We start from the raw sequence: 18297 nt of genomic DNA on the forward strand, positions 1-18297 counted from the left end.
TGAGAGATACCCGTCGAACCTGATCCGGATAATGCCGGCGAAGGGATTTGAGGCTTATCTCAAGTCCTTTGCCACCCAACTCTTGAGGTGCAAAGTGTTTAAAAAATGTCTTCCGCTTTTACTGCTGTGCGCAGCGCCTGCTTTCGCTAAACCTGTACTGACCGTCTATACCTACGACTCGTTCGCAGCTGACTGGGGCCCGGGCCCGACAATCAAAAAAGCCTTTGAAGCTGACTGCAACTGCGAGCTAAAACTGGTCGCGCTGGAAGATGGCGTTTCGCTGCTTAACCGCCTGCGCATGGAAGGAAAAAACAGCAAAGCCGACGTCGTACTGGGTCTGGATAACAACCTTCTGGAAGCCGCTACACAAACCAAACTGTTTGCCAAAAGTGGTGTTGCAAACGACGCCGTTAACGTACCCGGCGGCTGGAAAAACGATACCTTTGTTCCGTTTGATTACGGCTATTTCGCCTTCGTTTATGATAAAAACAAGCTGAAGAATCCGCCCAAAAGCCTGAAAGAACTGGTAGAGAGCGACCAAAAATGGCGCGTCATTTATCAGGATCCGCGCACCAGCACGCCGGGATTGGGTCTGCTGCTATGGATGCAGAAAGTCTATGGCGATAAAGCGCCAGAGGCGTGGCAGAAACTGGCAGCCAAAACCGTCACCGTCACCAAGGGCTGGAGCGAAGCCTACGGCCTGTTCCTGAAAGGTGAAAGCGATCTGGTGCTCAGCTACACCACCTCTCCGGCCTATCACATCATCGCCGATAAAAAAGACAACTACGCCGCGGCCAACTTTAGCGAAGGCCACTATTTACAGGTGGAAGTCGCCGCCCGTACCGCAGCCAGCAAGCAGCCGGAACTGGCCGAGAAATTCCTGAAGTTTATGGTATCCCCGGCATTCCAGAATGCGATTCCCACCGGCAACTGGATGTATCCCGTGACGCAAGTCGCCCTGCCGCCAGGATTCGAGCAACTGAATAAACCTGCCACCGCACTGGAATTCACGCCGCAGCAGGTTGCGGCTCAACGTCAGACATGGATTAGCGAATGGCAACGCGCAGTCAGCCGTTAATTCCCGGCTGGCTGGTTCCAGGGCTTACCGCCGCTACGCTGATGGTGGCCGTTGCCCTGGCCGCATTTCTGGCTCTGTGGTTTAACGCCCCGCAGGGAGAGTGGCTCTCGCTGTGGCAAGACGACTACCTGTGGCACGTAGTGCGCTTTTCTTTCTGGCAGGCTTTTTTATCCGCTGTGCTGTCGGTTGTCCCGGCAATTTTCCTTGCCAGAGCGCTCTATCGTCGCCGTTTTCCAGGACGTCTGGCGCTGTTGCGTCTGTGCGCGATGACGTTAATCCTGCCAGTGCTGGTCGCGGTATTCGGTATTCTTAGCGTATACGGTCGCCAGGGTTGGCTGGCCTCGCTCTGGCATACATTCGGGCTGGAGTGGACGTTTTCGCCATACGGCTTGCAGGGCATTCTGCTGGCGCATGTTTTTTTCAATCTGCCGATGGCCAGCCGCCTGCTGTTACAGTCGCTGGAGAATATTCCCGGCGAACAGCGGCAGTTAGCCGCTCAGTTGGGTATGCGTGGCTGGCATTTCTTCCGTTTTGTTGAATGGCCATGGCTGCGTCGTCAGATCCTGCCCGTCGCGGCACTCATCTTTATGCTGTGCTTCGCCAGCTTCGCCACCGTTCTGTCGCTGGGTGGCGGGCCACAGGCCACCACCATCGAGCTGGCTATCTATCAGGCGCTGAATTTTGATTACGATCCTGCCCGCGCAGGCATGCTGGCGTTGATCCAGATGGTTTGTTGTTTGGCGCTGGTGCTCCTCAGCCAACGTCTGAGCCGGGCGATTGCTCCCGGTGCTACCCTGGTACAAGGCTGGCGCGATCCCGACGATCGCCTGCACAGCCGACTGGCTGACGCAATCCTGATTATTCTTGCCCTGTTGCTGTTACTGCCGCCGTTGCTGGCGGTGATTATCGATGGCTTAAACCGCCATGTTCTGGATGTACTGATGCAGCCAGTGCTGTGGCAGGCGCTGGGAACCTCGCTGCGCATCGCATTAGCAGCAGGAGCGTTATGCGTCGTGCTCACTATGATGCTGTTATGGAGCAGTCGTGAACTTCGTGCCCGACAGCAACTGCTGGCAGGTCAGATGCTGGAGTTGAGCGGCATGATGATCCTCGCCATGCCGGGCATCGTGCTGGCAACCGGCTTCTTTCTGCTGCTCAATAACACCATTGGTCTTCCTGAATCTGCCGACGGCATTGTCATTTTTACCAATGCGCTGATGGCGATCCCTTATGCACTGAAGGTACTGGAAAACCCAATGCGTGACGTCACTGCGCGCTACAGTATGTTGTGCCAGTCGTTGGGCATTGAGGGATGGTCGCGCCTGAAAGTGGTTGAACTGCGCGCCCTGAAGCGCCCGCTGGCGCAGGCGATGGCGTTTGCCTGCGTCCTGTCGATTGGCGATTTTGGCGTAGTGGCGTTATTTGGTAATGAGGATTTCCGTACCCTGCCGTTTTATTTATATCAGCAGATTGGCTCTTATCGCAGTCAGGATGGCGCGGTTACGGCGTTATTACTGCTGATCCTGTGCTTTACGCTGTTTACCGTTATTGAGAAATTGCCGGGTCGAAATGTTAAAACTGATTGATATCACATGGCTGTATCACCATTTGCCTATGCGCTTTACGCTGTCGGTCACGCGCGGTGAGCAAATAGCTGTACTCGGGCCCAGCGGCGCCGGGAAAAGTACGCTGCTGAATCTGATTGCCGGCTTTCTCACGCCTGCCAGCGGTACCATGATGATTGACGGTGAAGATCACACCACCACGCCGCCCTCACGCCGTCCCGTTTCCATGTTGTTTCAGGAAAATAACCTGTTCAGCCATCTGAGCGTACAGCAAAACATCGGCCTGGGCCTTAATCCGGGATTGAAGCTGAACGCATCGCAGCGGGAGAAAATGCACCACATCGCTCAACAAATGGGACTCGACTCTCTGCTGGAACGCCTCCCCGGTGAGCTTTCCGGCGGGCAGCGGCAGCGCGTGGCGCTGGCGCGTTGTCTGGTGCGGGAACAACCTATTTTACTGCTTGATGAACCGTTCTCAGCGCTCGATCCCGCGCTGCGCCAGGAGATGCTAACGCTGGTCGCCGAAGTCTGTCGCGAGAAGCAGCTGACGTTACTGATGGTTTCTCACAGCGTAGAAGATGCCGCGCGAATTGCGTCCCGCTCGATTGTGGTCGCCGATGGGCGCATCGCGTGGCAGGGCAAAACGGACGATCTGTTAAGCGGCAACGCCAGCGCCTCGGCGCTATTGGGCATTAAAGCATAATGCGTTGCCGGGTGACGGCGTGAACGCATTATCCGGCCTGTAGGTCGCACATTTTGTAGGCCGGATAAGGCGAAGCCGCCATCCGGCAAAGGTATCGTCAGTAACCTACAACCTTACGCAGAATGTCGATATACACCGGCATCAGCGGATGGCGCAGTAACGCCACCAGCGCGACCACGCCGATCCCGAGCGTTAACGGCGCCAGATACAGCAAACGGCTGCGGGGGAAATACGCCGTTAAGCGATCAACAGCCGCTTTGCCACTGCGCCATAGCCGCCAGCAAAACCAGCCGCCCACCCAGAGCAACACCGCCGTCGCCAGCAGCAACCATTTAAAATCCCCGCTCTGCATATCAGAAGGGATATCAATTGCCGCTCCCGCCAGGATCCCCGGCAGGAAGTAGAACGGTGGCCACAGCACGCAGCCAATAATATTCGGGACGATAAATTTAGCGACAGGCAGATCCAGCATGCCTGCTACCATCGGCACCAGCGGGCGCGTCGGTCCGACAAAACGGCCTACCAGAATGGTAAACATGCTGTGTTGATGCAGGGCGTGCTCGGTTTTATCCAGCAGCGCCTTGTTCTTTTTCATGAACGACCAACGGTGCAGCGGCTTTTTAAAGCGCCAGCCCAACCAGAAGGAGATCCAGTCCCCCAACAGGCAGCCGACAATGCCCGCAAGCCAGGCATGCCAGAAGTTCAGTTCGCCGCTGCCAATCAGCGCGCCCAACCCCGCCATCATCACGGTCCCGGGCAGAATCAGACCAACCAGCGCCAGCGACTCCAAAAAAGCCACCAGAAGTACGGCGATCAGAGAGTACAGGGCGGACTGGAGAATAAAGTGTTCCAGCAATGCTTGCATAATGTGTCCGTCAAATTTACGAAGCAGGGATTTTGATAACCCCTCTCAACTTCGTCAAGCCATCAATTATCTGAATAGATTGCGAGTTATGACAACTTTCAGGATACATCATTCACTTTTTCTTTACATCAAGATCTGTTTACCGCAAATGACACGCAATTTGCCGAGTTTCGGCGCATCCTGGATCAATCGCTGGCTGAAAAGAAAGGGTGATTTAATGCGCGATAAGTATTCATGGTGAAAGACTTAGAGCCAGGCCCATTAGTTCATTTCACCGTGTCAAAATACTCCAGCTCAAGAGAGTCCCATTTTTGGGATATACAATAGCGTTGATAGTTATCAGCATAGTTATGCGGGTCATGATAAAACCATATACAATTATATTTTATTGAAGGATTTAGTTTCTGCAAAAAACCGATTAAGTACGTTTTTTTAGCAGCGATATCATTAATATTATTCCACTTTACAATGACTCTCGTTTGCTGATTATCCAGATTATATTCATAATTATACTCAACATCTTCTGATATTAATGGTACATTTTTCAGAACATCAGGCGTATATAGCCAGTAAGAAAAAATATCACTACGTTCGTAATGATGCTCCCCAGATGTTAGAGCAAACCAAATTAAAAACCACAGAAATGGTATAGTAAGTAGTATTACAAATAATAAAATCCATTTTTTCATATTCACCAATGCCTCTGTGGTGAATGTGGATTAAGCAGAAAAAAAAGTGGACGGTCAAATGGCGAATCAGCATAGTTCATAGTATCAGATACTGAGACAGAGCCATAAACCTCATGATTTATCCTATTTTTATTTTTAAAAAAAACATCAATCGGATTACTATGAAACTGATTACACATTAAACCGGAGAAAGATTCATTTAATGGTTTTATATAATTCATCCAGTCTGGCAGATTTTTCTTAATCGGTTCTCCATATTTGAAAGGTGGATGAGTTGAAAAAAGAAAAGGCGAAAAGTCTCTATTCTTAAAAGTACCAATTGGATCATGAGCATCCCATATTTGTGCGGCTGTTTCATAGGATACAGGCTTCGCCAGATAAAGTGGATCTGGCCCGGTTCCAAAAACACGATAAAAACCCACTAAATCAGAAACTAAATCCTCGACACTAAAACCACTATCGGTATACCAATTGAAGAGAATAGAGTCTTGCCAGGCTTCGAATCTTTTTGCCGTCCCATACATAATAGTCAGAGCAATTCGGGCCTTAACCGCAGGTGAAAGGCATGAACGCACCATGACCTGTGTATGTACACCAGAATGAAAAGTCAAACCTAAACCAAATAACTTCTTCCTTATCCCCATTTCCTGATAGTAATCTACTGGAAAGTACCAATCATTGAGTTTCTTGTAATATTTTGCTCGTTGCTCTTGTTCAAGTTTTCTCTTCAGGATTCTGGCATCATTTCCCTGTGCATGACCTAAATCGATCCACCCCAGCTCTTCAGTGTAAACTAACCCATATTTTTTTGTTGTCGCAAACATTCCATCAGTAATATCAAAACGCTTACTCATTTAAAACCTCCTTGACAGGAAGTTTATAGCAAGAATATTTTCATCAAACAAATGCTGATTTTTTATTATTTATAGATATATATTCATCATAAAATCACTGCGCATCTCAGATGCCAAATTTTAATGCGCTGAAAGAAGTTTAATACTCGCAGCGCACAAGCTAAATTTATTCACATCCAGCGCGAAACTCGCTCGGACTGGCACCGGTACATTTTTTGAAAACACGAGAGAAATAGAGCTGATCGTCAAAGCCAACATTGCGACCTACGGTGGCGATAGGCATACGTGTGGTACTCAGCAGTAGCTTTGCCTGGCTGATGCGCTGGTCCTCGCGCCAGCTTAATACGCTGATCCCCAACTGCTGACGGAACAGATGCGACAAACGGGAAGGCGACAGGCAGACGTGCTGCGCGACGCTGGCGATATCAAAATTGCTGTCCGCCAGGTGATCGCTGATGTACTGGCAGGCATCACGGACGCGGTTGTCCATGGGCGGGTGTAGCGATTCATTGATGGCTTCCATACGTCGGAGCAACAACTGCTCCAGTAAATTAATCGCCAGCAGTTCGGAATAACGACCTTCTCCCTGCCCGGCGTTAATTATCTGCCCAAACAGTTCGTTAAAATGCGGCTGATGTGCTTCATCCGGGCGGAAAAAGCCGGTCTGGCCAAAAATGGCCGGCCAGGTCAGCCACTCCTGCCAGTAGGCGCGCGGACGAAAGTAAACCCACTGGTGATACCACTCGCTGGCATCAGGGTGGCGCCCGTAGTGGTGAATTTCTCCAGGTGGAAACAACAGAATATCGCCAGGCCGGCAGACAAACTGCTTGCCCTGATTATTGATAACCCCTTCGCCACGGATGGTGAGATTGAGGATATAACCCTTCATACCCAGCGGCCTGTCGATAAAAAAATCCAGGTATCCGTTCGCCTCAATGGGGGTTAATCCGGCCACCAAATGCGCGTTAAACGAATAACCTGGCAACAGGGGATCGTTTTGCGTTTCAGCCATAATTTCAATACTCCCTATGTCCTGCCAAGAAACAATTTGTCCATATTACGCCAGACATCATCGCTGTCGCCCCTGCGGGCCGCTGTATTTGCGGCAATGGACCACCAACCCCGCTTGTGAAAAGCTCTTTGTAAAAAACATGTACTACGCCAACGTCAAAATCGGCTAACAAAAGTGTCTATAACTACGGCAGAAATGTCCACATTGATTATTTGCACAGCGTCACACTTTGTGATGTCACAGCATTTTAGTCCATAAGATTAGCGGATCCTGCCTGACGGTTTTTATCGCTACTCACTACTGTTTATCCATACCCGTATTTTTGGATGGAGTAAGACGATGGCGATTGCAATTGGCCTCGATTTTGGTAGTGATTCAGTACGCGCTTTGGCGGTGGAATGTGCCACCGGCGAAGAGATCGCCACCAGCGTTGAGTGGTACCCACGTTGGCAGGAAGGGCAGTATTGCGATGGCCCAAACAACCAGTTTCGCCATCATCCGCGCGACTACATTGAATCCATGGAAGCGGCGCTGAAAACCGTACTGGCCGAACTGAGCGCTGAGCAGCGCGCGGAAGTGGTCGGGATTGGCGTTGACAGTACCGGCTCAACCCCGGCACCCATCGATGCAGACGGTAATGTACTGGCGCTGCGTCCGGAGTTCGCGGAAAACCCGAATGCAATGTTTGTCCTGTGGAAAGATCACACCTCAGTAGAAGAAGCCGAAGAAATCACCCGCCTGTGCCATACACCGGGCAAGATCGATTACTCCCGCTATATCGGTGGCATTTATTCCAGCGAATGGTTCTGGGCCAAAATCCTGCATGTAACTCGTCAGGACCACGCAGTTGCCGAAGCTGCGGTTTCGTGGATTGAGCTATGCGACTGGGTTCCAGCCCTGCTCTCCAACACCGTACGCCCGCAGGATATTCGTCGCGGTCGCTGCAGCGCCGGGCATAAATCCCTGTGGCATGAAAGCTGGGGGGGTCTGCCGCCAGCCAGTTTCTTTGACGAACTCGACCCCATCCTCAACCGCCATCTGCAATACCCAATGTTTACCGATACCTTCACCGCGGATCTGCCGGTTGGCACCCTGTGCGCCGAGTGGGCACAGCGTCTGGGGCTACCGGAGAGTGTGGTGATTGCAGGCGGTGCTTTTGACTGCCATATGGGCGCGGTCGGCGCAGGTGCACAGCCTAACACGCTGGTGAAAGTCATCGGCACGTCAACCTGCGACATTCTGATTGCCGACAAGCAAAGCGTTGGCGAGCGTGCGGTGAAAGGCATTTGCGGCCAGGTTGATGGCAGCGTGGTACCTAATTTTATTGGCCTTGAAGCTGGTCAGTCTGCATTCGGTGACATCTATGCCTGGTTTAGCCGCGTGCTGAGCTGGCCGCTGGAACAGCTTGCCGCGCAGCACCCGGAACTGAAAACACAGATTAAAGCCAGCCAAAAACAGCTGCTGCCTGCGCTCACCGAAGCATGGGCGAAAAATCCGTCGCTGGATCACCTACCGGTGGTGCTCGACTGGTTCAATGGTCGTCGTACGCCGAATGCCAACCAGCGTTTGAAAGGCGTCATTACCGACCTGAATCTGGCAACCGATGCGCCAGCGCTGTTCGGTGGTCTGATTGCCGCCACGGCCTTTGGCGCACGCGCCATCATGGAATGCTTCACCGAACAAGGCATTGCGGTTAACAACGTGATGGCGCTTGGCGGTATCGCGCGCAAGAACCCGGTCATCATGCAGGCCTGCTGTGACGTGCTGAACCGTCCGCTACAGATTGTCGCTTCAGACCAGTGCTGCGCACTCGGTGCAGCTATCTTCGCCGCCGTTGCCGCGAAAGTACACGCCGATATCCCTGCCGCTCAGCAGCAGATGGCAAGCGCCGTGGAAAACACGCTGCAACCTCGCCCAGAGCAGGCTCAACGTTTTGAACAGCTTTACCGCCGCTATCAGCAGTGGGCAGTAAGCGCTGAACAGCAATACCTTCCGACTGCCGCTCCGGCGCAACAAGCCCCGGTAGACCTGGCAACCCTGACACATTAAGGACACGACAATGACGATTTTTGATAACTATGAAGTGTGGTTTGTGATTGGTAGCCAGCATCTGTATGGCCCTGAAACCCTGCGTCAGGTAACCCAACATGCCGAGCACGTCGTTAACGCACTGAATACTGAAGCCAAACTGCCCTGCAAGCTGGTATTAAAACCGCTGGGCACTTCCCCTGATGAGATTACCGCTATCTGTCGTGACGCGAATTACGACGATCGCTGTGCAGGGATGGTGGTCTGGCTGCATACCTTCTCTCCGGCCAAAATGTGGATTAACGGCCTGACTATTCTCAACAAGCCGCTGATGCAGTTCCACACCCAGTTCAATGCCGCCCTGCCGTGGGACAGCATTGATATGGACTTTATGAACCTGAACCAGACTGCGCACGGCGGTCGTGAGTTCGGCTTCATCGGCGCGCGTATGCGTCAGCAGCATGCCGTGGTCACCGGCCACTGGCAGGATAAACAAGCGCACGAACGCATTGGCTCCTGGATGCGCCAGGCCGTGTCCAAACAAGATACCCGCCACCTGAAAGTCTGCCGTTTTGGCGACAACATGCGTGAAGTTGCGGTCACCGATGGCGATAAAGTCGCTGCGCAGATCAAGTTCGGCTTCTCGGTAAACACCTGGGCCGTGGGCGATCTGGTGCAGGTAGTGAACGCAATTAGCGACGGTGAAATCAACGCGCTAATCGATGAGTACGAAAGCACCTATACCATGACGGCGGTGACGCAAGTCCACGGTGAAAAACGTCAGAATGTCCTGGAAGCGGCCCGTATTGAACTGGGGATGAAGCGCTTCCTGGAACAGGGCGGATTCCACGCCTTCACCACCACATTTGAAGATTTACACGGCCTGAAACAGCTCCCTGGTCTGGCCGTACAGCGTCTGATGCAGCAAGGCTACGGTTTTGCGGGCGAAGGCGACTGGAAAACCGCCGCTCTGCTTCGCATCATGAAGGTGATGTCAACCGGTCTGCAGGGCGGCACCTCATTTATGGAGGATTACACCTACCACTTCGAGAAAGGCAACGATCTGGTGCTCGGCTCGCACATGCTGGAAGTGTGCCCGTCCATCGCGGTGGAAGAGAAACCGATCCTCGACGTACAGCACCTCGGCATTGGTGGTAAAGACGATCCTGCCCGTCTGATCTTCAACACCAAAACCGGCCCGGCAGTGGTTGCCAGCCTGATCGATCTCGGCGATCGCTATCGCCTGCTGGTTAACTGCATCGACACGGTACAAACGCCGCACTCCCTGCCAAAACTGCCTGTCGCTAACGCGCTATGGAAAGCTCAACCGGATCTGCCAACCGCTTCTGAAGCCTGGATCCTGGCCGGTGGCGCGCACCACACCGTGTTCAGCCACGCGCTGGATCTGAACGACATGCGTCAGTTCGCTGAAATGCACGATATCGAGATCGCGGTGATCGATAACGATACCCGCCTGCCAGCCTTTAAGGACGCGCTGCGCTGGAACGAAGTGTATTACGGCTTCAAACGTTAACAACTGCCGGATGACGGCGTAAACACCTTATCCGACCTACAAGAATGTGCGATTTGTAGGCCGGATAAGCGTAGCGCCATCCGGCAAGATTCATCGGAGAGCATCATGTTAGAAGATCTCAAACGTCAGGTACTGGAAGCCAATCTGGCGTTGCCTAAGCACAATCTGGTCACCCTGACCTGGGGGAACGTCAGCGCCGTCGATCGCGAGCGCGGCGTGTTTGTGATTAAACCTTCGGGAGTCGATTACAGCGTAATGACCGCCGACGATATGGTGGTAGTCAGTATCGCCACGGGTGAAGTTGTTGAAGGTACGAAGAAACCTTCCTCAGATACCCCAACACATCGTTTGCTGTATCAGGCATTCCCGACCATTGGCGGCATTGTTCACACCCATTCGCGCCATGCAACCATCTGGGCGCAGGCGGGTCAGTCGATTCCGGCCACGGGGACCACCCATGCGGACTATTTCTACGGTTCGATTCCCTGCACACGCAAAATGACCGACGAAGAAATCAACGGCGAATATGAATGGGAAACCGGTAACGTAATCGTTGAAACCTTTGAAAAACAAGGTATTGATGCCGCACAGATGCCTGGCGTGCTGGTGCACTCTCACGGTCCATTTGCCTGGGGAAAAAATGCCGAAGATGCGGTGCATAACGCCATCGTGCTGGAAGAAGTCGCCTATATGGGGATCTTCTGTCGCCAGCTCGCGCCGCAGTTACCGGATATGCAGCAAACCCTGCTAGATAAACACTACCTGCGCAAACACGGTGCAAAAGCGTATTACGGGCAGTAAAAGAAATAAGCGCGCAGATAATCTACGCGCTCCTTTATAGTTATTCGCTATAATATTCGGCGAATGAACCTTGGTATACACAATCATTTGAACAGATATAATCAATTACATTATCATAGTGTCCATGAGCCTTATTTCCTTCCAGACAATGGAAAAAGATATAATCTGTAATCGTCGCCTGCCACTTCTGCCCGTTCAGCAGATAATTAATCACTGTATCTTTGTGTCCCTTACTTTTGTCATTACCCTGCCAGTGAAAAAAAGCGCTACCATTTTCAATAATTTCAGCATTCCACAACTTACCGTCCCATGTTTTATATAAAATATATTTGCTCACAGTTTTAATCGCTGGATTAGAAATCATTGTGTTAACAAACATATAGTTCTGATATTTAATGCCAAGCTGATGTTTGGAAAGAACGTTCATAAAAACTCCATTTTTTCAAAATTAATATTAAAAGGACAAAAAAATGCACAAGCCATCGACAAAATAAAATTATATTCACAGAGAATTTTCCGACGAAATCGAATTGAAACTGCTTAGTTAGAACAATAACAACCCCATTTAAATATATTATATTTAAGATAATGACCCAAACATTTCGAATGAAAGTTTTACACTAACAGCTAATAAAAACAAATAAAAATATAATTTTTTTACTAATCCGAGAAATATGTAGCAAAATCAAATGAGCACTATTCCTAAAAATCATAAAAAGTATGAAAACGAACTTGTAATTAACAATTAAAACATAAACAACGTAATTAATGGAAACTAATGTACAAATACCAGCTATAACATATCTATCTGTAGCCTATCAAAGCTATTTGATTCATATATTGCATATGAAGATAACATTGTCAGGTAAGAATAATTATTTTACTCAGGAAAGCGTATTTCGGGCAGTAACCTCTTCTGAGCATGACAACTGTATAAAATCACAGCTAATCTATCAGAACCAGGCTATAATAATGCCTGGTTTTTTGACGGATACGCAGCGTGGCGCAAGCAGGTTTTATTTTAACCCGGCACTGGCGGGACACCCCGCAGGGAACTGAGGTCTCATTCTGGCTGGCTACAGATGATGGGCCGCTGCTGGTCACGCTCGCGCCTCAGGAGTCGGTCGCGTTTATTCCCACCAGTCAGGTTCCTCGCGTAATGTCATTATTACGCACTGAAAACGGCTATCGCCTGAAATCGCTGCAATTGCAAGACTTCCACCGCCAGCCTGTTTCCGGACTGTATTGCCGCTCACATCGCCAGCTCATGCGATTGGAAAAACTGCTGCGCGAAAACGCAGTCACCGTCTATGAGGGCGACGTACGCCCACCTGAGCGGTATCTGATGGAGCGCTTTATCACCTCCCCTGTTTGGGTCGAAGGCGACAGACATAATGACATGCTGGTGAATGCCCGCCTGAAGCCGAACCCTGACTATCGACCACCGCTAAAATGGGTATCGCTGGATATTGAAACCACGCGCCACGGCGAACTCTATTGCATCGGTCTTGAAGGCTGTGGGCAGCGTATTGTCTACATGCTCGGCCCGCCAAACGGCGACGCCTCTACGCTTGATTTTGAACTTGAGTACGTAGCAAGCCGCCCGCAGTTGCTGGAAAAACTCAATGACTGGATTGCCCGTCACGATCCTGATGTGATAATCGGCTGGAACGTCGTGCAATTCGATTTACGCGTCCTGCAAAAGCACGCCGAACGTTACCGCATTCCCCTGCGTTTTGGTCGTGATAGCAGCGAGCTTGAGTGGCGCGAGCATGGCTTCAAGAACGGCGTATTCTTCGCTCAGGCTAAGGGGCGCCTGATTATCGACGGTATTGAGGCGCTCAAATCCGCGTTCTGGAATTTCTCGTCATTTTCACTGGAAACGGTATCGCAAGAGCTGCTTGGCGAAGGGAAGTCGATTGATAATCCGTGGGACAGAATGGACGAAATTGACCGTCGGTTTGCCCAGGATAAACCCGCGCTCGCCACCTACAATCTCAAAGACTGTGAGCTGGTCACGCGCATTTTTCATAAAACCGAGATCATGCCATTTCTGCTGGAGCGCTCGACGGTCAACGGTCTGCCGGTCGACCGTCACGGTGGTTCGGTTGCCGCCTTCGGCCACCTCTACCTTCCGCGCATGCACCGGGCGGGTTATGTGGCGCCGAATCTCGGTGAAGTCCCCGCGCACGCCAGTCCCGGCGGCTATGTGATGGACTCGCGCCCAGGCTTATACGACTCCGTACTGGTGCTGGATTACAAAAGCCTGTATCCCTCAATAATTCGTACTTTTTTAATCGATCCGGTGGGGCTTATCGAAGGGATGGCGCAGCCGGATCCGGAACACAGCACCGAAGGTTTCCTTGACGCCTGGTTTTCACGCGAAAAGCACTGCCTGCCTGAAATCGTTACTCAGATCTGGCACGGGCGCGAAGAAGCAAAACGCCGCGGCAATAAGCCACTCTCGCAGGCGTTGAAAATCATCATGAACGCATTTTACGGCGTGCTGGGCACCACCGCCTGTCGCTTTTTCGACCCGAGACTGGCCTCGTCCATTACCATGCGCGGCCATGCGATCATGCGCCAGACCAAAGCGTTAATTGAGGCTCAGGGTTACGATGTCATTTATGGCGATACCGATTCCACCTTTGTCTGGCTGAAAAAGGCGCACTCAGAAGACGATGCAGCCCGAATTGGTCGGGAACTGGTGAGCTATGTCAACACCTGGTGGGCGCAATCGCTGAAGCAACAAAATCTGACCAGCGCGCTGGAGCTGGAATTTGAAACCCATTTTTGTCGCTTTCTGATGCCGACCATTCGCGGTGCAGATACCGGCAGTAAAAAACGCTATGCAGGGATGATTCAGGACGGTGCTGAGCAACGTATGGTGTTTAAGGGACTGGAAACGGTACGAACCGACTGGACGCCGCTGGCCCAACAATTTCAGCAGGAGCTATACCTGCGAATTTTTCGTAACGAACCTTATCAGGAGTTTGTTCGCGAGACTATTGCCCGTCTGATGGCCGGTGAAATGGATGAACAACTTGTGTACCGCAAGCGCCTGCGCCGCCCGTTAAGCGAATACCAGCGAAATGTTCCACCACACGTTCGTGCCGCGCGACTCGCCGATGAGCAGAATGTAAAGCTGGGGCGTCCACCGCAGTATCAGAATCGCGGAACCATAAAATATGTCTGGACGGTCAATGGCCCAGAACCTGTTGATTATCAGCTATCTGCGCTCGATTACGAGCATTATCTGACCCGCCAGATCCAACCTGTTGCTGAGGGAATTCTTCCCTTTATTGACGATAATTTTGCTACACTACTCACAGGACAACTGGGGTTATTTTGACGCGTGACGAAACCGCCGCCATCCAGTACCATAGCGCCCTTTCCATTCCTGGACCCATTTAACACCACTACCACTGATTTATTAGCCTGGTAGCGGGGTCGTATGCTCTCAATAACGGGGATTAGCCCGGAAAATGACGAGTATTGCCTGCAATTAAAGATATAGAGCCGAACATATATGCCTTTTACACTTGGTCAACGCTGGATCAGCGATACAGAAAGCGAATTGGGACTTGGTACTGTTGTCGCCATGGATGCGCGAACCGTCACTTTACTTTTCTCATCGACGGGCGAAAACCGTCTGTATGCGCGCAGTGATTCCCCCGTGACCCGCGTGATGTTCAATCCTGGCGATACGATAACAAGCCATGAAGGCTGGCAACTGCATGTCGATGAAGTAAAAGAAGAAAACGGCCTGCTTGCCTATATCGGAACCCGCCTGGATACCGAAGAAACCGGTGTCATGCTGCGTGAAGTACTGCTCGACAGCAAACTGGTATTCAGCAAACCACAAGATCGCCTGTTTGCTGGCCAGATTGACCGCATGGATCGCTTTGCTCTGCGCTATCGCGCACGTAAATTTCAGAGCGAACAATACCGTATGCCGTGGAGTGGGTTGCGTGGTCAACGTACCAGCCTGATTCCTCACCAGCTGAACATTGCCCATGATGTTGGCCGTCGTCATGCCCCTCGCGTTTTACTGGCAGATGAAGTGGGTTTAGGTAAAACCATTGAAGCCGGGATGATCCTGCATCAACAACTGCTGTCCGGCGCCGCAGAGCGCGTGCTGATCATCGTCCCGGAGACATTACAGCACCAGTGGCTGGTCGAAATGCTGCGCCGCTTCAACCTGCGTTTTGCGCTGTTTGATGATGAGCGTTATGCAGAAGCGCAGCACGACGCCTACAACCCGTTTGAAACCGAACAACTGGTCATCTGCTCGCTGGACTTTGCCCGTCGTAATAAACAACGTCTGGAGCACCTGTGTGACGCCGAGTGGGATCTGCTGATTGTCGATGAAGCCCATCACCTTGTGTGGAGCGAAGACGCGCCCAGCCGCGAATATATGGCCATTGAACAACTGGCAGAACGTGTGCCGGGCATCCTGCTGCTAACCGCTACACCGGAGCAGCTGGGCATGGAAAGTCACTTTGCACGCCTGCGCCTGCTGGACCCGAGCCGTTTCCACGATTTCGCCCAGTTTGTTGAAGAGCAAAAAAATTATCGTCCGGTCGCCGACGCCGTCGCCATGCTACTGGCAGGCAACAAGCTGAGTAACAATGAGCTGAACATGTTAGGCGACATGATTGGCGAGCAGGACATTGAGCCGCTATTGCAGGCGGCAAACAGCGACAGCGAAGACGCCCAGAGCGCGCGTCAGGAACTGGTTTCGATGCTGATGGACCGCCATGGCACCAGCCGTGTGCTGTTCCGTAACACCCGTAACGGTGTGAAAGGCTTCCCGAAACGCGAGCTGCATACCATCAAGCTGCCGCTGCCGACCCAATACCAGACGGCGATTAAAGTCTCCGGCATTATGGGCGCGCGTAAAAGTGCAGAAGACCGGGCGCGCGACATGCTCTACCCGGAACAGATTTATCAGGAATTCGAAGGCGACACCGGCACCTGGTGGAACTTTGACCCGCGCGTGGAATGGCTGATGGGCTACCTGACCAGCCACCGCTCGCAAAAAGTATTAGTTATCTGTGCAAAAGCCACCACCGCGCTTCAGCTGGAGCAGGTTCTGCGCGAACGCGAAGGTATCCGCGCTGCCGTATTCCATGAAGGGATGTCGATCATTGAGCGTGACCGCGCCGCAGCATGGTTTAGCGAAGAAGATAGCGGCGCCCAGGTAATGCTGTGCTCTGAAATCGGCTCCGAAGGGCGTAACTTCCAGTTCGCCAGCAATCTGGTGATGTTTGACCTGCCGTTCAACCCGGATCTGCTGGAACAGCGTATTGGCCGTCTGGACCGTATTGGTCAGGCGCATGATATTCAGATTCACGTTCCGTACCTGGAAAAAACCGCGCAATCTGTGCTGGTGCGCTGGTACCACGAAGGTCTGGATGCGTTCGAACACACCTGTCCGACCGGCCGTACTATCTATGACACGGTCTATAACAATCTGATCGGCTACCTGGCTGAACCAGAAAATACCGAGGGCTTTGACGATCTGATCAAAACCTGCCGCGAACAGCATGACGCGCTGAAAGCACAGCTAGAGCAAGGTCGCGATCGCCTGCTGGAGATCCACTCTAACGGCGGCGAAAAAGCACTGGCGTTGGCTGAGAGTATTGAAGAACAGGACGACGATACCAGCCTGATCGCCTTCGCCATGAACCTGTTTGATATCGTCGGTATTAATCAGGATGACCGTGGCGACAATTTAATCGTGCTGACGCCGTCCGATCATATGCTGGTGCCGGATTTCCCTGGGCTGCCGGAAGATGGCTGCACCATTACGTTCGAGCGCGATGTCGCCCTGTCGCGTGAAGATGCCCAGTTTATTACCTGGGAGCATCCGCTGATCCGCAATGGTCTGGATCTGATCCTCTCCGGCGACACCGGAAGCAGCACTATTTCGTTGTTAAAAAACAAAGCATTACCTGTTGGTACACTGCTGGTTGAGCTGGTCTATGTTGTTGAAGCGCAAGCGCCGAAACAACTGCAGCTAAACCGCTTCCTGCCACCAACGCCGGTACGCATGCTGCTGGATAAAAACGGCAATAACCTTGCTGCACAGGTTGAGTTCGAAACCTTTAACCGTCAGCTCAGCGCCGTTAACCGCCACACCGGCAGCAAACTGGTCAACGCCGTGCAGCAGGATGTTCATGCCATTCTGCAACTCGGTGAAGCGCAGGTGGAAAAATCAGCCCGTGCGCTGATCGACGCAGCGCGTAAAGAAGCTGACGAGAAGCTGACGGCAGAACTTTCCCGTCTCGAAGCGCTGCGTGCCGTTAACCCGAACATCCGTGATGACGAACTTAGCGCAATTGAAAGCAACCGTCAGCAGGTGATGGAAAGCCTGGATCAGGCGGGCTGGCGTCTCGATGCCCTGCGCCTGATCGTCGTGACGCATCAGTAACGGAGCCATACATGGGGATGGAAAACTACAATCCGCCGCAGGAACCCTGGCTGGTCATCCTGTATCAGGATGAACACATTATGGTGGTCAACAAGCCGAGCGGCTTGTTGTCTGTGCCAGGTCGTCTGGATGAGCACAAAGACAGCGTGATGACGCGTATTCAGCGCGATTATCCGCAGGCTGAATCCGTGCATCGTCTGGATATGGCAACCAGCGGCGTGATTGTAGTCGCGCTAACCAAAGCGGCAGAGCGCGAGCTAAAACGCCAGTTTCGCGAGCGCGAACCGAAAAAACAGTATGTCGCACGCGTCTGGGGGCATCCTGCTCCGGCCGAGGGTCTGGTTGATTTACCGCTGATTTGCGACTGGCCAAACAGGCCAAAGCAAAAAGTATGTTATGAGACCGGGAAATCGGCGCAGACCGAGTATGAAGTTGTGGAGTTCGCGGCGGATAACACCGCCCGGGTCGTGCTCAAACCCATTACCGGACGCTCCCACCAGCTGCGTGTGCATATGCTGGCTTTAGGGCATCCTATCCTGGGCGACCGCTTCTATGCTCCGCCGGAAGCTCTGGCGTTAGCGCCGCGCCTGTTGCTGCATGCAGAGATGTTAACCATCACGCATCCCGAATACGGTAACAGTATGACGTTTAAAGTCCCGGCAGATTTTTAAATTCTGAGCCAATTTATGCCGGGGGCGCTTCGCTTGCCCGGCCTACATTCATTAACGTAGG

Annotated in this window: 14 protein-coding genes; 9 read left to right on the forward strand and 5 right to left on the reverse strand. The window is 52.1% G+C overall.

The window, feature by feature from the left end; genetic code table 11:
* The first annotated feature begins 94 nt into the window (after window positions 1–94).
* Genes thiB through thiQ form a run of 3 tightly spaced genes read left to right on the forward strand, consistent with a single transcriptional unit; the run spans window position 95 to window position 3346 of the window.
* Window positions 95–1078 (forward strand): thiamine ABC transporter substrate binding subunit, encoded by a 984-nt coding sequence (gene thiB / locus C2U43_RS21745; protein WP_103285770.1) that lies wholly within the window; start codon window positions 95–97, stop codon window positions 1076–1078.
* Entirely contained in the window at window positions 1054–2664 is a 1611-nt protein-coding gene (gene thiP / locus C2U43_RS21750; protein WP_103285771.1) for a thiamine/thiamine pyrophosphate ABC transporter permease ThiP, read from the forward strand. Before thiB ends, thiP begins: the two co-directional genes overlap by 25 nt.
* Window positions 2648–3346 carry a thiamine ABC transporter ATP-binding protein ThiQ gene (gene thiQ, locus C2U43_RS21755; RefSeq protein WP_103285772.1) on the forward strand — a complete coding sequence of 233 codons (699 nt, stop codon included), beginning with the start codon at window positions 2648–2650 and terminating at the stop codon, window positions 3344–3346. Before thiP ends, thiQ begins: the two co-directional genes overlap by 17 nt.
* A gap of 97 nt (window positions 3347–3443) precedes the next feature.
* On the opposite strand, the gene C2U43_RS21760 is transcribed toward thiQ, so the two are convergent.
* The 4 genes from C2U43_RS21760 to araC all read right to left on the reverse strand — a co-directional run bounded on the left by C2U43_RS21760 (window position 3444) and on the right by araC (window position 6766).
* Window positions 3444–4211, reverse strand: coding sequence for a DedA family protein (locus C2U43_RS21760; protein ID WP_003829584.1), 768 nt, complete (start codon window positions 4209–4211; stop codon window positions 3444–3446).
* 266 nt (window positions 4212–4477) lie between these two features.
* Entirely contained in the window at window positions 4478–4900 is a 423-nt protein-coding gene (locus C2U43_RS21765) for a hypothetical protein (protein WP_071446591.1), read from the reverse strand.
* 2 nt (window positions 4901–4902) lie between these two features.
* Window positions 4903–5754, reverse strand: a complete 852-nt coding sequence (locus C2U43_RS21770) for a hypothetical protein (protein WP_103285773.1) — start codon at window positions 5752–5754, stop codon at window positions 4903–4905.
* A 166-nt stretch (window positions 5755–5920) separates the two neighbouring features.
* Complete coding sequence (gene araC, locus C2U43_RS21775) at window positions 5921–6766, reverse strand: arabinose operon transcriptional regulator AraC (protein WP_003829586.1); 846 nt, start codon at window positions 6764–6766, stop codon at window positions 5921–5923.
* Between the two features lie 339 nt (window positions 6767–7105).
* Here araC and araB point away from each other — a divergent pair, with 339 nt between their 5' ends.
* From araB to araD, 3 genes are all read left to right on the forward strand, one after another.
* Window positions 7106–8815, forward strand: a complete 1710-nt coding sequence (gene araB, locus C2U43_RS21780) for a ribulokinase (protein WP_103285774.1) — start codon at window positions 7106–7108, stop codon at window positions 8813–8815.
* A 10-nt stretch (window positions 8816–8825) separates the two neighbouring features.
* Window positions 8826–10328 carry an L-arabinose isomerase gene (araA, locus tag C2U43_RS21785; RefSeq protein WP_103285775.1) on the forward strand — a complete coding sequence of 501 codons (1503 nt, stop codon included), beginning with the start codon at window positions 8826–8828 and terminating at the stop codon, window positions 10326–10328.
* A 105-nt stretch (window positions 10329–10433) separates the two neighbouring features.
* Complete coding sequence (gene araD / locus C2U43_RS21790) at window positions 10434–11129, forward strand: L-ribulose-5-phosphate 4-epimerase (protein WP_048214955.1); 696 nt, start codon at window positions 10434–10436, stop codon at window positions 11127–11129.
* A gap of 40 nt (window positions 11130–11169) precedes the next feature.
* Here the strand turns inward: araD and C2U43_RS21795 are convergent, their stop codons facing one another.
* The gene (locus tag C2U43_RS21795; protein WP_048214956.1) at window positions 11170–11556 is read right to left on the reverse strand and encodes a DUF4751 family protein; all 387 of its coding nucleotides are present in this window, start codon (window positions 11554–11556) and stop codon (window positions 11170–11172) included.
* Window positions 11557–12129: 573 nt separating this feature from the next.
* On the opposite strand from C2U43_RS21795, the gene polB reads away from it, so the two are divergent.
* From polB to rluA, 3 genes are all read left to right on the forward strand, one after another.
* Complete coding sequence (gene polB / locus C2U43_RS21800; RefSeq protein ID WP_103285776.1) at window positions 12130–14481, forward strand: DNA polymerase II; 2352 nt, start codon at window positions 12130–12132, stop codon at window positions 14479–14481.
* A gap of 177 nt (window positions 14482–14658) precedes the next feature.
* A complete protein-coding gene (gene rapA, locus C2U43_RS21805) occupies window positions 14659–17565 on the forward strand; it encodes an RNA polymerase-associated protein RapA (protein WP_048236149.1) in 2907 nt (968 codons plus the stop codon).
* Between the two features lie 11 nt (window positions 17566–17576).
* Window positions 17577–18236, forward strand: coding sequence for a bifunctional tRNA pseudouridine(32) synthase/23S rRNA pseudouridine(746) synthase RluA (gene rluA / locus C2U43_RS21810; protein WP_003018849.1), 660 nt, complete (start codon window positions 17577–17579; stop codon window positions 18234–18236).
* Window positions 18237–18297 lie beyond the last annotated feature (61 nt).

Origin of the sequence: Citrobacter freundii complex sp. CFNIH9 (genome assembly GCF_002903305.1) — a bacterium.
Lineage (GTDB): Bacteria > Pseudomonadota > Gammaproteobacteria > Enterobacterales > Enterobacteriaceae > Citrobacter > Citrobacter portucalensis.

Bases quoted from the DNA above. Each gene is read 5' to 3' on its own strand.
- thiP (WP_103285771.1), top strand. From the start codon at position 1,054: ATGGCAACGCGCAGTCAGCCGTTAATTCCCGGCTGGCTGGTTCCAGGG.
- thiQ (WP_103285772.1), top strand. From the start codon at position 2,648: ATGTTAAAACTGATTGATATCACATGGCTGTATCACCATTTGCCTATG.
- C2U43_RS21760 (WP_003829584.1), bottom strand. From the start codon at position 4,211: ATGCAAGCATTGCTGGAACACTTTATTCTCCAGTCCGCCCTGTACTCT.
- C2U43_RS21765 (WP_071446591.1), bottom strand. From the start codon at position 4,900: ATGAAAAAATGGATTTTATTATTTGTAATACTACTTACTATACCATTT.
- C2U43_RS21770 (WP_103285773.1), bottom strand. From the start codon at position 5,754: ATGAGTAAGCGTTTTGATATTACTGATGGAATGTTTGCGACAACAAAA.
- araC (WP_003829586.1), bottom strand. From the start codon at position 6,766: ATGGCTGAAACGCAAAACGATCCCCTGTTGCCAGGTTATTCGTTTAAC.
- araB (WP_103285774.1), top strand. From the start codon at position 7,106: ATGGCGATTGCAATTGGCCTCGATTTTGGTAGTGATTCAGTACGCGCT.
- araA (WP_103285775.1), top strand. From the start codon at position 8,826: ATGACGATTTTTGATAACTATGAAGTGTGGTTTGTGATTGGTAGCCAG.
- araD (WP_048214955.1), top strand. From the start codon at position 10,434: ATGTTAGAAGATCTCAAACGTCAGGTACTGGAAGCCAATCTGGCGTTG.
- C2U43_RS21795 (WP_048214956.1), bottom strand. From the start codon at position 11,556: ATGAACGTTCTTTCCAAACATCAGCTTGGCATTAAATATCAGAACTAT.
- rapA (WP_048236149.1), top strand. From the start codon at position 14,659: ATGCCTTTTACACTTGGTCAACGCTGGATCAGCGATACAGAAAGCGAA.
- rluA (WP_003018849.1), top strand. From the start codon at position 17,577: ATGGGGATGGAAAACTACAATCCGCCGCAGGAACCCTGGCTGGTCATC.